This window comes from Psychrobacillus sp. FSL K6-1464 (assembly GCF_038003145.1).
In the GTDB taxonomy this organism is placed as follows: domain Bacteria; phylum Bacillota; class Bacilli; order Bacillales_A; family Planococcaceae; genus Psychrobacillus; species Psychrobacillus psychrotolerans.
Map to the genome: position 1 here is coordinate 2,110,487 of NZ_JBBOOP010000001.1, position 13,449 is coordinate 2,123,935.

The window sequence follows — 13,449 nt, forward strand, 5'->3', positions numbered from 1 at the left end:
TTATTTGTATGGTTGTAAAAGGAGGGACTACAAATGGGCAATATGTATAAAGTAATGGCTTTCTGGACAGGGATTTTTGCAGTTATGTTTTATTTAGGTGATATGACAGAAGCTTCTTTACTATTTTTAGCAAATACGGGATTATTCCTTCTTTTAGGGTTTTTAAACCTTTCGGAACGTATGTATATGTACATCTTCGGAGCTTACTTAATGTTCTTCTTCGCAGGTTTTACATATTACACGACATTCATGCACGTACCAGGTGCGGGACATTAATAATTGTTCACCAAAAAGCAGCTCACTTCAATGAGCTGCTTTTTGTGTATTTTCTCCAACTAATAGGGTAAAACTATGTGAACCTTTTAAAAACCATTTAAGAACGGATTCGATTCCATTTCTGTTTCAATAGTAGTGGATGAACCGTGTCCTGGATAAACTAGAGTGGTTTCAGGTAATGTAAGCAGTTTTGTATGAATAGCCTTCAAAAGTTCGGATTCATTACCCCCTGGAAGGTCTGTCCGACCGATACTATTTTGAAAAAGCGTATCCCCCACAATTGCAAAGTCATCTTCTTTAAAATAATACGTTAAACTACCTGGCGAATGCCCGGGAGTATGTATTAACTTCATATGAAAATCACCAATTTTTAACTCTGACTCCTTATTCAACAATACATCTGCCTCTTTACAAATAATAGATGGAATTTCTGCATATTTGGCTGAACCATTTTTAAGCGGATCCACTAACCACTTTTTCTCAGAAGTATGGATATACACCGGGATGTTAAAACTGTCTCTCACTTGGTCTACGGCTCCAATATGATCAAAATGTGCATGAGTTAATATAATCGCCAACGGGTTCATCTTTAATCGATGAAGCTCACTAATTAACTTGTCTCCTTCTCCCCCCGGATCAAAAATTAAGCATTGTTTCGTAGCATTTGAAACAATATAACAATTTGTTTGAATATAACCTAACGGATAAGTTCGAACGTTTAACATAAAATCACCTCTTTCTAATCTTATACGATAATTCACCACTTTTCTACTCGACAAAACTTCAAATTAGAATTACAATAGAAGAGAAATATGCAAATGCGACATTCATTTTCTGATGTCGAAAGGAGTGTCTTTTATGAACTTATTAATGGTTATTTTTGGACTAGTTACACTTTTAGCTGTAGTTGGTACTTATCAAGCTTTTAAAGAAAAGAATGTTTTAGGTGTTCTATTTAACTTTGGTACATTGGCTGTATTTGGCTTCTTTACTGTCATGACAATTGTGCAACAAGGTTTCCCACCAAGCTTACACTAAAACGTAATTAAAAAAGCTGCTGTACATTTTTTATATGTACAGCAGCTTTTTTCTATTCATTTAAATAAATCCACTTCTCAACTTTTAGCGGCTCTATTTGAATCCAATTATCTTTTGTATAACCACCCAAACAAATATTAGCATTAGGTGAGCACGTAACAGATTGTTCCTCTACTTCACCTAATATGTTTTGACCCCCTAAAGAAATCTTCGATAGTATACTTTTTTGACTTGGATCATCCTGATTACGAGATTCTTTAGCGTTTAATAACAGTAATTCTTGTGGAGAAACGATTGAAAAAGAAGGAATAACCCACTCAGAGTAATTAGAGACTGCTGGCGTTGCCCATTTAAATTCTCTTTTACCATTATTCTCTTCCAAACGATATTCAAATTGTTTGTTCTCTTCGTTTATTTGAACATATAGCAGAGCTTCCCCTATGTTCGTCACATCCAATATCTTTTCTTCACCAGTACTTTTCAGAGTCCCATCTATGTTCGAGTAAAGGAAAAGTTCACTTCCATCTAAGGCAGAATCCGACCATCTAAATACCATTAAATTCTCTTCATCATACCATTTTACAAACGGATTTTCTATTTCGATCGATGTTAAATCTTGAGTAGCGCCGTCATATACAAACGTATTATAAGTCCAGTCCTCATAAAATGTAGAGAACACAACTAAATTTGGATTAGTGGGATGCCAATCCATATAAATTTCTGCCGATTCAAACGAAAGGCTCTGAATAATATAACCATTTTTATGTAAAAATTGAATTTCTGCAGAGGATGAATCTTTAGAAGTATGTAATAAAATCATTTCTTTTGAAGGATGAATGGTAGCTTGAATAATGGGAGTAGTTGTAGAATAAATCGTTCTCCAACTAGCCGTTGATACAGTATAAGTTCTAATCATCCATTGTCCTTTTTCAACAATAACAAAAACTATTTCATCATTGGACATCCACCCTACCACACTATGGAAGGCATTATTATCCAACAAAATGGAAGGTTTAACTGGATTCGCTAATTTCCCTACTTCATCACTATCTGCTCGTATTTCACTATCAACATCTTGTTTTACTGTATCAATGCCAGATTCCTTCTCACTACAACCTTGCAGGAATCCTATACAAAGTAATAACATCAAAGCTTTTTTCAACCTACTCCCCCCTTCACAACGTATTAGACGAATTTAAATTCATTTTGTTTCAAAGAAAAAGCACAGACAAAAATATGTCTGTGCTTTAGCTTATTTGTCTTCTTTTATTGCTTCATCTAACAATAAGTTTCCTGTTTTCAAATCATAAAAGCGTAATAGATCACCATTAATAATTTGATCGGAATAGCCAAGTTCTTGCGTTGCTCTATCTATATATGGCTGACAGTTATCTATTTCAATCTGTAGCCCTGTCGCATTATCATAGCAAGCATTACCAGCATAAACAAACTTATCTGTTACAAATCCACCATCACGGAACACAACAAATTCTTCATGTTCTTCAGAGAACATATCTGCACCAAGTTGCATATCTTTTGAAGTTTCTACACCTAAAGCATGTAAAATCGTAGGTCGTAAATCAATTTGACCAGACGTTTCGGTCATTTCTTTACCATCGCCACTATTTGGTATGTGAACGAATAGTGGAACACGTTGAAGTTTCGCTGATTCGTATGGTGTAATTTCTTTTTCTAAATATTGCTCCATTGCTTTGTTATGATTTTCAGAAATACCATAATGATCCCCATACATAACAATAATAGAATTATCATATAAACCTTTTTCTTTTAGATCTTCAAAGAACACTTTCAAAGCTTCGTCCATATAACGAACCGATTGGAAATATCTATTAAGTGTATTTGAGTTGGAATCATATTCAGGTATCAACTTATCCTCTTCATCTAGTGTAAATGGATGATGATTTGTTAAGGTGATTAAACGAGAATAAAACGGCTGAGGCATATCTGCCATCAAATCAACTGATTGTTTTACGAAAGGTATATCCTTCATACCCCAGTTAACTGCATCCTCTTCATTCACAACATAACTTTGTTCATCATAATACTTTTGGATATCCAATGCTCTGTACATTATATCGCGATTCCAGAAACTTTTGTTATTAGGATGTAATACATTTGTATAATATCCTTCTTCGCCTAAGCTTTCCGCCATCGAATGGAATGTATTCCCACTATGAGTAAAGAATACCGCTCCTCCACCAAGTGGATATAGTGAATTTTCTAGTAAGAACTCAGAGTCAGACGTTTTCCCTAAGCCCGTTTGATGATAAAAGTTAGAGAAATAATATGTGTCTTTATCTTGCGTTAATGAATTTAAGAACGGTGTTACTTCATGACCATTCATATCATTATTAATAACGAAAGATTGTAAGGACTCCATCGAAACAACGATTAAATTACGATCTTTAGCTACTCCGTACATTTTTTCATTTGCATCTACTTGGTTAGAACGAACATAGTTATTTACTTCTACTAATTCACTACCATCAGCGAGCGCTCTTTGCGCATGTGATTTAGATTGGATATAAATATCATATAAATGATAATTATATGGACCAATATTCTTTACAAGCATTTCACGATCAAAACTTCTTGTTAGTAGTTGTGGTCGTTCAATTTCAGATAAACCTAAGTTTAAAAATAAAATTGCTGCAGTTATAACAAAATATGCTCTTCTAACAGCTGGTTTAACTAGCTTAACCTCTGCTCCGATTTTCAACCACTTCAATGCAATAATGATGATTGCAACATCTGTGAAATAGAAGATATCAGTCAAGAAGATACTTTCAGCTGCAGATGAACCTAAGTCACCAAAATTACTTGTTTGAAATAGTACCGGTATTGTAATGAAGTCCGTGAAAAAACGGTAAAACACCGCATTGGCATATACAATAGCGGAAAGTATTATGCTTGTAATTACTATATATCTATTTCTAGCTTTAGGACTCTTAAAGAACAATGAAATCCCATAGATAAATAGTAAAAAACTAAGCGGGTTTAAAAAGAGTATCACTTGTTGCATCGTATTTTCAATATCCATGTCAAAGCTGGTGTGGTAAACAATATATGTTTTTATCCAAGTTGCCACAATAGCAAGAATTAGAATAGAATGTGTTGGCCAATTTTTTTTCATCATGCCTACACCCTCCCCTTTTTCAATCTATATTTTATAATTATTTCAAAGTAACAGAACTTATCTTAATCCTTTCTTAACAATAAATCAATAAAAAAGAACAATGATTATGATAGAATTGTACAAGTCTTTTATACCATACCCTATATAAGACGGATTCAACCCGTAAAAAGTTTCACTTATTTATAAAAACATAAAACATCAGAGCTTAATCGCCTCTGATGTCCTTTAAATCTTGCTCCTACTTTGCTCTTGTTTCAATAATAATATAGCTATTTGAAAGTCTTTCGACTCAATCATTTGCATTTTATATAGTTCTCTTATTTCATCTTCCATCATTTCTAAATCGGCTAAACGATCTTTCGTGTATACATATATTCCAAATCGTTTTAAAAGTTGCATAACGTCGTATACTGAATTCATACTATTTCATCCTTCTCACGAATCTGTTTGCATTGAAAAATATTCGTTGGTGTAATTATCTTATTAACGGGTAGATCAAATACATCATATTCAACATCATTAACAACTTGTATATCAAATGCCAATGATAGAGTATCTCCCTTAAATTTCGTTAAGAAACGATCATAATAGCCTCCACCATATCCAATGCGGTAGCCTTGTTGACTATAAACTATTCCAGGTACGACGAGTAAATCGATGTTTTGGGATGCAACTGCTTTGGTTTTCAGTGGATTTGGTTCAAGTAAATGCATATAAACTCGTTCTAATTGGTCAAAACTTTGTATTTCATAAAATATCATGGATCTATCTATGGGTGTACATTTAGGTACTACTACTTTTTTTCCTATACTCCATAACTCTTTTATTATACTCCATGTATCCACTTCAGGGAAGCTAGATATTGTTAATCCGATTGTAGTAGTATCTGAATCTGCTATTTGTTGTAAAAACTTTTCTTCAATTTGTTTGGACTGATTATTATATGCTACTTGATCCAAAGAGGTTAATTTTTTTTTCATCGCATTTCTCATAATTTTCTTAGTCATCGATATTCCTCCAAGAAATAGAAAAAAACCAAAACCATAATCGGTTTTGGTTTAGGTTATTATTTAGTTTCTCTATGAGTAGTCATTTTTTTATCACGAGAGCAATATTTTTTAAGTTCAAGACGTTCTGGATTGTTACGCTTGTTTTTCTTAGAAATATAGTTGCGCTCTCCGCAATCTGTACAAGCTAGTGTAATATTAACGCGCATGGTTGTCCCTCCCACTCTTTGTCAGGATTAAATATAAAACTTGAGCATGATTTATACGACTAACCAATTATAGCATACATCAAAATAAAATCTACTATTAATGCAAGAATTTATTCAAAGTTTTTTCGAATATGTTAGTATAAGTGTAGAAATATAACAATAAGAGGTGAGTATTATGGACTTTTCCATCATTATAATGATTATAGGTATTGTACTAATCGCAGTTTCTTTTTTCTTCAAGGATTCCTCCAAAAAAGTGGAGTCGGAGTTAGAGGAATTATCATTCACAGTTTATCAGGAAACAAGTACTATTAAACGTAGACTTAAAGTAATAGAAGAAGAATTACTGATCGAATCTACAAAAGTCTCTACACCAATAAAAAAACAAACTAAGCCCGCTATCCATGATATTATAAAAAACCAAGTCTTAGAGCTACATAAACAAGGTTTTTCGTTAAATGAAATTAGCGTGCGCTCTTCATTAACCATTGATGAAGTTAAATATGTAATTGGTGGTGGTAAGTAATGAATAAAACCATTCGAAATATAGGAATTGGATTATTTCTTGCTGGTGCTGCATTTCAAATAGAAGAACTTGTCGAAAAAGATAGTATTAGTTCCACTGCTACAACTACAGACGAAGCTTATAAGCAGGCACAACAGGAACTTACTGAAGTAAAAAAACAGTTAGCAGAGCTACAGCTTGATTTAAATGCGGCACAACAAGTTCAAACAGTTGCTCCCAAGGAAACTGCTGAAACTGAAACACCTGAGGAACAAGCTCCTACAGCTGCCTCGATGACTCTTTCTATCGAAGTAGGAATGACATCTTCTGAAATTAGTGAAAAACTAGCAGATGCTGGCATCATTTTAAATAAAGTCGATATGGATAATTATTTGTCTGATCAAGGATTAGCAGGACGCGTCCAAGTTGGAAACTACGAGCTTAATTCCTCCATGTCTTTAAAACAAATTGCTGAAACTATTACACGCTAAAAGGTCAAAACGTGTTTTTATTCGTTTCGAAGGATTTTGGACAGAAGTTTTGCTATACGATTACCGAGACGATTACCGAGAAATTTTTAGGGATGCTGTTTTTTGTGATGGATGTCACAACAAAGCAGCTTCCTTTTTTTCGGTAATCTTATGGCGTTTGCCTGGCAGTCCTCCTCCTATAACCCTTAGAAATTGGATAGTGCATTTTGGGTAACTAGAGAAATGATACTAGGAGGCTGAAGCCAAGCCTCCGGAGGCCAACAGGATGTTGGTTACAAAGGTGTTGCCACTGGCCGTGGTGCTCTTAACCTTTGTTCTCCACCTGAAACGGAAATCAGTAATATCTATTTTATAGATCTTTTTTTAATACCTGGATATCTGAGTCAAATGCTCAAAATTTATTTTATACGTTAAATCTTTAGGCTATGTTAAAGATAAAGGTTGATTTAAAATGCACATAAAAAAGAGCTGGAAAATGTATCTCCCACGCTTATTTTACTTTGGTGTCCGTTTTTTACTAAAGCACCCGTTAGCCACCCATGTAGCGCAAAAACAGCGCTACACCACAGAGAATGAAAATATGAAAACCTGGGTATAGGATACTACGGCTGGGAGAGGAAGGTCGATGAACTATGGTGCCATAGAGCCCATCCGTTAGTCTGACTCCAACGACCACGGTGCATCACAGACTGTCGCTCCCTTACGGGAAGCACTCATGGGAGATTAATCCTACTCTGGTTATTGCACCAGCCTCCAATACTATTTGCCGTAGAAAGGATGATTACAATGGAAGTAATCATTGAACGTGCTTGTGGGATGGATGTCCATAAGGATTCCATTACTGCTTGTATTATTACGCCAAAAGGAAAGGAGATTCAAACGTTTTCCACTAAAACTGTATTTCTATTACAGTTAATTGACTGGATTAAGGAGCATGGTTGTACTCACGTAGCAATGGAAAGTACAGGTGTATTTTGGAAGCCTATTGTTAACTTGCTAGAAGCCGAGAGCATTGAGTTTTTAGTAGTGAACGCCCAACATATGAAAGCAGTACCAGGTCGCAAGACCGATGTAAAGGATGCCGAATGGATTGCCAAACTTCTTCGTCACGGTCTACTTAAAGCATGTTTTATTCCAGACCGAAATCAGCGGGAATTACGGGAGTTGGTTCGATACCGTCGAAGTATTATTGAAGAGCGAGCGAAACAACATAATCGGATTCAAAAGGTTTTAGAAGGAGCCAATATCAAACTCGGTTCCGTTGTCTCCGACATCATGGGTGTTTCGTCACTTGATATGCTCCGTGCTATCGCCGATGGCGAAAATGATCCTGAGAAACTAGCTAGCTTTGCTCGCCGATCAATGAAGAAGAAAAAGAGTGAACTGGAGCTAGCTCTTCGAGGGTATATCAATCCACATCAACGTCTCATGTTAAAAACCATTCTGGTCCATATAGAATTTCTAACTGAGCAGATTGAGCTATTAAACGAAGAGGTAGCTACTAGGTTATCCTCCCATCAAGATGATATAGAACGATTGGATTCCATTCCCGGCATCGCCACTCGAATGGCCGAACAAATTTTAGCCGAAGTTGGTACAGATGTGGAGAAGCAATTTCCCAGTACGGCGCACTTATGTTCCTGGGCAGGATTAGTACCTGGACATAATGAAAGTGCGGGCAAGAGGAAATCAACTACCATGAAAAAAGGAAACAAGTACTTGAAATCGGCATTAATTGAAGCAGCTCATTCTGTTAGAGGATCCAAAACCTACTTGGGAGCCCTGTATAGGCGCACTGCATCAAGAAAGGGTAAAAAGCGTGCAGGAATATCAGTGGCTCATGCCATTTTAAGAATCAGCTATTATCTCCTAACTCGCAAAGAAATGTACGTAGACCTAGGGGAAGATTACTTTGACAAGCAAAAAGAACAATCGATTGTACGATATTCAGTTCGAAGACTTGAAAACTTAGGTTACAACGTGACAATCACTGAACCAAATGCCTCCTAGTCCAACCCACAATTTAATTCTCTTTTAGGCGCTGCACTTTTTTAAAAAATTATTGGGCTGCGTCAAATTTCGTATTGTCTTTTTCTATAAATCGAAGATTTTAATTTTCATGGGAGTTTAAGTACAAACCTTCACAATATCTATAAAGTAATAATATACCTGTTAAGTTTGTTACTCTTTTTCCTTTTTCGACAGTATATATAGCCATACAAATACTACTGCAATGATTGAAGTGATAATAGAGTATCTAAAAATATGAAAGAAAAACTCTGGATAAGGCGTTACAACAAATGAAGTCATCCCCTCAAAATCAATTGTGCTTTCTTCTCTTTTCATAAAGACTATTAATAAGAAGAAAGATAAAATCAATGAATATATCCCTGTTTTCACTAAGATTTTCTCCATATAAAATCCCCCTAAAATGTATCGTTCTTCGCTCAATAGAGGTAGCTGAACAAAAACATTTGATTTATTGTTTATTTCCATTTTACCATATTCATCCTAATGTACCTTATTCAACTAATCTGCGGCGTTAGTTAAAGAAGAAAAAAGCTTTACTCCTTCTTGAAGTAAAGCACCCGTTAGTGAAATAAGCACTTTATCTTTTGTTAAACTTTATGGTCGAATTCAGAAGAAACTCACCCTGTTCACTAGAAGTTATCGATATGAAACTTTTATAACTCTCTTTCGTAAATAAATAGTTAACAACTTCGATGGAGGCAACCTACATGAGAGATATTTTTAAAGGAATACTAGCAGTAATCATAGCCTTAGCTTTATGGGGTGGAATTAAATACATATGGAATCTTCTTTTTTAAACACCGAAAAAACAACCTATCTTTGGTTGTTTTTTTCTGTTTATATAAATGTTATAAGAAAAATCTCTACTCCTTCTTGAAGTAAAGCACCTCGTTAGTGGAAGAAGAAACAGAAAGGTAATCTTCCATAATCGTGCCCGATTGTGGAATAACTTTATCTACTATACGATGTCCAAATTCTATATATATCTTTACCTTCTACCCCAATCTTATCTCTATGCATTGTAACATTTACATTCGTGTATCCGGCCCATTGTGGTATTAGTTCCGTTAAACAATCAATTACCTTTACATCAGGAGTTGCATAACCGATATTTTCTTTTCTCAAAAAGCCATTTGAGAAATCTTGATATAATGAGTCCGTCCATTCATAAACTTCAAACTGAGAATCAAAAATCCGTTCATCTTCTTGATATTGTCCGTTAACCCAGTATATTTCCATAACAATGCCTCCTCCTAATGAATGTAGCGTTCCATAACACCATGTCCTATAAAGACAAAGACACTTTGCTAGTTTTCCGGGAAAGCCCGGATTGTGGTTGACTAAAGCACCCGTTAGTTGAACAAACAAGTTGCAAATCGCAACTGTCATCCGGTATTATTCCTCTTCCTTTTATCACCAAAATACTTCCAAAGATGATATGTCGACCAGAATAAAGCTACACCTATAAGCATTGTAAATGGTCCAAAGTAAGGTTTTTCGAGGATATAATCCGGGGTAAAAACAGCGAACAGGACGAAGATAATTATAGCTGTAATCAAAAGAATCCAGTAACGCTTGTCTTTAAAAGTGCTAAAACTCCACATACAATCCTCCCTGTACCAACATGTGATTTTCAAACTAAAGATATCCATTTATTATACAACACTGTTGAACTAAACTGCCGCTTTAGTTCAATAAGAAAAGCTACCCTTGAAGGCAGCCACTTGTGAGCTAAAGCACCTAGTTAGCTTAATAACAAGCTAACAATGAATGTATTCCTAAATTAAATGTTATTCAAAAAAGTAAGTACCAATTATAGCTACGCTTGATGAAAATAAATTCCATAGGACATGAAGAGTAATTGGAACTAATAATCTGTTAGTTTGATAATAACTGTAAGTATAAACGATTGATAACCAGAATAATAAAGGAAAACTTGGTAAATCCATATGCCACCCAGCGAAGATTACTGAGGTAAAAAGAATACTTAATAGAATAGTGAATTTCTTTGAAAATGAGGTAAATAAAATTCTTCTGAATATTAATTCCTCTAATATTGGTCCTATAAAAACAAATGGAATAACTATTAAAGGGATAGCTTGTGTCATTTTAGAAGAATTAGATACTTCAGACGTGTAAAACAAAGGTGTTATTGTAACAATAACTATAAAACCAACTATGGCAATAAAAAACCATTTGATAATAGCATATAATGATTGTTTAACCGTTGATTTTCTTTTTTCAAATACCATTAGTTTTATATCGTCTCTCAATAAATATAAAGTTATTAACAATAACAATGGGGAAAGCGTAAAATTAAGTATAATAACTAAACTTCTCGAATTATTAAATATCAAAGTGATGACATCACCTAAAAGTAATACTCCAAAGTAGATTATCAATGCATATACATGATTTTTTTTCATTTATACCTCCACTCAACCATAATAGATATGCTTATAAAAAAAACTCCTGCTTCGTTTAATTCAAGAAAAAAGTGCCACCCTCAGACTTGAAGTAAAGCACCCCTTTTGTTCTATAATTTACATATATTAACTTATTCAACGTAAAGGCAAAAATACCTTCTTATTGAACTAACCTGCCGCGTTAGTTCAAAAAGAAAAAGCTACCCTTACAGGCAGCCACTTGTTTAACTAAAGCACCCGTTAGTTTAATAAACTTAATGAAATATAAAGTCTGTATGAATGTAATAATGACCATAAAGAGTTCTGCCTGATTCTTTAAAAAACGATACCTCTACTTCATCCTCACCTATTAGTGTAATCAATCCTTCTGGAGGATTTTCAAACTCCATTTCTTGTGCAAACTCTCTCACATTAGTATTTATTTCTTTAATTATTTTTTCTATTTTTGATTTGTCGTTTGATTCTAAGACCATAACTCCATCTACTGTTACTTTAACAGAATTAAAATCATCATTACTTAGTTTATAGTTTTCATTAAAATCACTATTAGTGCTACTGTTTGCACAACCTAAAATAAATAAAATAAGACCTATCAGTGTAAAAAGTATCACTCGTTTCAATTAAAAGCATCCCCCTTCTTTTTGAATTAGTCGGTAGTTGCTGTTATATTGTTACATCATTGTTATTCAACTAGTCGAGTAGAAGGGAACCTCTCTACCTTACGGTAGATTGTGTTCCTCCCCCCTCACAGAACCGTGCTTGCGCTATTCACGCACACGGCTCCTCCTAGTCATCATTCACAAAATGTAGCCAATCTTCTTTCTTAAATCGTATATATTCACTTTAATTCTTGGTGAAGGTAACGGGTATTTATGAAGAAAGAGATTGAATTTATCCCAAGTAAAGGATTTTCTTTGACTTCTTCTGTTGAGCCATTTAAAGAGTAAATATTGAATTTTGTCTCTAAATTGGTAAACACTTTGAGTGTTATCCGTTATGCAATAGTAGTTGTAGTAACCTACAAGCGAGCGTTTAAATCTATCCATAATCATATGAATATCATTATTTCGGTTACTCTTTATCCATTCTTTCGATTCCTTCAGTTTAGCTTGTAGCTTCTTCCTACTTGTTTTCCGTTTCACACGAAAATTTCCCTGTTTACTCTTCCCACAATAGTGTGTGAAACCGAGAAAATCGAAGGTCGCAGGTTTTCTATTCCCCGTTTTTTTTGTATCTTTCTCCGCAAACCTCCCGAAGGGAATAATTTTGGTTTTATCCTCCGCTATTTCTAAGTTAAACTTCTGTAATCTTACCTTTAATGATTGAAAGAACACCTCAGCTTCGCTCTTATATTGGAAGCAACACACAAAATCATCTGCATATCTAACTATATATGCGTGGCCTTTACACTCTTTCCTGACCTTCTTCTCAAACCATAGGTCCAGAACATAATGGAGGTACAGATTGGCAAGTATCGGAGATATGACTCCACCTTGCGGTGTGCCTTTATCTGTCTTATATTTCTTGCCTTCCTCCATGTATCCACCTTTAAGAAACCTACCTATTATTCTTAGTAGGTTAGGGTCAGCAATTCGCAGTTTTAAGAACTCCATCATCCATATGTGATCAACGTTGTCAAAGAATCCTTTGATATCTACATCTACTACATAACTTACTGATTTCTTTTCAATATAATGGTTTAAAATCTTCAAAGCATCGTGGCAATTACGATTTGGGCGGAACCCAAAAGAGCAGTCTAGAAAATCATTTTCATAGATGGCATTTAGTATTTTTGTAACGCCTTTCTGTACAATCTTATCTTCATGTTCCGGTATCCCCAACGGTCTTTTCTTGCTGGAGTTAAGCTTAGGAATGTACATTCTCCTTACGGGAACAGGATGATAACTTTTACTTTTGAGCCTACTTACTAAGTCCACTATATTTTCCTCTAGTGTTTCACTGTATTGCTCTTTAGTTGTGCCATTAATCCCAGTTGCCTTCTTATTAGGTAATTCATGATGGCATTGAACTAGAGATTGCTTATTTAGTAAATGTGCAAGTGATGTAAATTTCATTCTCGGTTCAGATTTTGCTAATTCTGCTATCCTTAATAGTTTTGTTTCCATTTATTATCCCTACCTCCGCGTGTAGTAAATGTGTCCCTAGTAAGGGTGATAACTTGGTAGCAGCCTTTCCTCCATCGGCATTACCCAACTTCATTGGTACTACGCTGCTATCCGACTCCCTACAACGGCATTTGGCTTCCTTGCTTATTATCGCTTGTACACCATACTCTTCTAAAAAAAAAG

The 13,449-nt window shown here is 34.8% G+C and carries 16 protein-coding genes; 5 read left to right on the plus strand and 11 right to left on the minus strand.

The window, feature by feature from the left end:
- The first annotated feature begins 33 nt into the window (after positions 1 to 33).
- Positions 34 to 276: a DUF2626 family protein gene (locus tag MKX39_RS10665; protein WP_090563733.1), complete on the plus strand. Its 243-nt coding sequence runs from the start codon at positions 34 to 36 to the stop codon at positions 274 to 276.
- Between the two features lie 86 nt (positions 277 to 362).
- On the opposite strand, the gene MKX39_RS10670 is transcribed toward MKX39_RS10665, so the two are convergent.
- A complete protein-coding gene (locus MKX39_RS10670) occupies positions 363 to 1,001 on the minus strand; it encodes an MBL fold metallo-hydrolase (protein ID WP_340769554.1) in 639 nt (212 codons plus the stop codon).
- A 133-nt stretch (positions 1,002 to 1,134) separates the two neighbouring features.
- Here MKX39_RS10670 and MKX39_RS10675 point away from each other — a divergent pair, with 133 nt between their 5' ends.
- Positions 1,135 to 1,314: a DUF2759 domain-containing protein gene (locus MKX39_RS10675; RefSeq protein WP_340769555.1), complete on the plus strand. Its 180-nt coding sequence runs from the start codon at positions 1,135 to 1,137 to the stop codon at positions 1,312 to 1,314.
- A 52-nt stretch (positions 1,315 to 1,366) separates the two neighbouring features.
- Here the strand turns inward: MKX39_RS10675 and MKX39_RS10680 are convergent, their stop codons facing one another.
- The 5 genes from MKX39_RS10680 to rpmG form a co-directional block, all read right to left on the minus strand.
- The gene (locus MKX39_RS10680; RefSeq protein ID WP_340769556.1) at positions 1,367 to 2,476 is read right to left on the minus strand and encodes a YqgU-like beta propeller domain-containing protein; all 1,110 of its coding nucleotides are present in this window, start codon (positions 2,474 to 2,476) and stop codon (positions 1,367 to 1,369) included.
- A gap of 90 nt (positions 2,477 to 2,566) precedes the next feature.
- Positions 2,567 to 4,471, minus strand: a complete 1,905-nt coding sequence (locus MKX39_RS10685; RefSeq protein ID WP_340769557.1) for an LTA synthase family protein — start codon at positions 4,469 to 4,471, stop codon at positions 2,567 to 2,569.
- A gap of 225 nt (positions 4,472 to 4,696) precedes the next feature.
- Positions 4,697 to 4,891, minus strand: coding sequence for a YqgQ family protein (locus tag MKX39_RS10690; RefSeq protein WP_093538396.1), 195 nt, complete (start codon positions 4,889 to 4,891; stop codon positions 4,697 to 4,699).
- A complete protein-coding gene (locus MKX39_RS10695; protein ID WP_340769558.1) occupies positions 4,888 to 5,478 on the minus strand; it encodes a 5-formyltetrahydrofolate cyclo-ligase in 591 nt (196 codons plus the stop codon). The genes MKX39_RS10690 and MKX39_RS10695 overlap by 4 nt, the downstream gene beginning before the upstream one ends.
- A 59-nt stretch (positions 5,479 to 5,537) precedes the next feature.
- Complete coding sequence (gene rpmG, locus MKX39_RS10700; protein WP_093538394.1) at positions 5,538 to 5,687, minus strand: 50S ribosomal protein L33; 150 nt, start codon at positions 5,685 to 5,687, stop codon at positions 5,538 to 5,540.
- 175 nt (positions 5,688 to 5,862) lie between these two features.
- Here rpmG and MKX39_RS10705 point away from each other — a divergent pair, with 175 nt between their 5' ends.
- The 3 genes from MKX39_RS10705 (at position 5,863) to MKX39_RS10715 (ending at position 8,693) form a co-directional block, all read left to right on the plus strand.
- Positions 5,863 to 6,213: a hypothetical protein gene (locus MKX39_RS10705; RefSeq protein WP_340769559.1), complete on the plus strand. Its 351-nt coding sequence runs from the start codon at positions 5,863 to 5,865 to the stop codon at positions 6,211 to 6,213.
- On the plus strand, positions 6,213 to 6,683 hold the full coding sequence (locus MKX39_RS10710) for a hypothetical protein (RefSeq protein WP_340769560.1): 471 nt from the start codon (positions 6,213 to 6,215) through the stop codon (positions 6,681 to 6,683). The genes MKX39_RS10705 and MKX39_RS10710 overlap by 1 nt, the downstream gene beginning before the upstream one ends.
- Positions 6,684 to 7,469: 786 nt before the next feature.
- Positions 7,470 to 8,693, plus strand: coding sequence for an IS110 family transposase (locus tag MKX39_RS10715; RefSeq protein WP_340769561.1), 1,224 nt, complete (start codon positions 7,470 to 7,472; stop codon positions 8,691 to 8,693).
- Between the two features lie 171 nt (positions 8,694 to 8,864).
- Here the strand turns inward: MKX39_RS10715 and MKX39_RS10720 are convergent, their stop codons facing one another.
- The 5 genes from MKX39_RS10720 to ltrA all read right to left on the minus strand — a co-directional run bounded on the left by MKX39_RS10720 (position 8,865) and on the right by ltrA (position 13,266).
- On the minus strand, positions 8,865 to 9,098 hold the full coding sequence (locus MKX39_RS10720) for a hypothetical protein (protein ID WP_340769562.1): 234 nt from the start codon (positions 9,096 to 9,098) through the stop codon (positions 8,865 to 8,867).
- A gap of 567 nt (positions 9,099 to 9,665) precedes the next feature.
- Positions 9,666 to 9,953, minus strand: a complete 288-nt coding sequence (locus MKX39_RS10725; protein WP_093537610.1) for a hypothetical protein — start codon at positions 9,951 to 9,953, stop codon at positions 9,666 to 9,668.
- A gap of 551 nt (positions 9,954 to 10,504) precedes the next feature.
- Positions 10,505 to 11,140: a CPBP family intramembrane glutamic endopeptidase gene (locus tag MKX39_RS10730; RefSeq protein WP_340769563.1), complete on the minus strand. Its 636-nt coding sequence runs from the start codon at positions 11,138 to 11,140 to the stop codon at positions 10,505 to 10,507.
- A 254-nt stretch (positions 11,141 to 11,394) separates the two neighbouring features.
- Positions 11,395 to 11,760 carry a hypothetical protein gene (locus tag MKX39_RS10735; RefSeq protein WP_340769564.1) on the minus strand — a complete coding sequence of 122 codons (366 nt, stop codon included), beginning with the start codon at positions 11,758 to 11,760 and terminating at the stop codon, positions 11,395 to 11,397.
- Between the two features lie 177 nt (positions 11,761 to 11,937).
- Positions 11,938 to 13,266, minus strand: a complete 1,329-nt coding sequence (gene ltrA, locus MKX39_RS10740) for a group II intron reverse transcriptase/maturase (protein WP_340769565.1) — start codon at positions 13,264 to 13,266, stop codon at positions 11,938 to 11,940.
- Between the last annotated feature and the right edge of the window lie 183 nt (positions 13,267 to 13,449).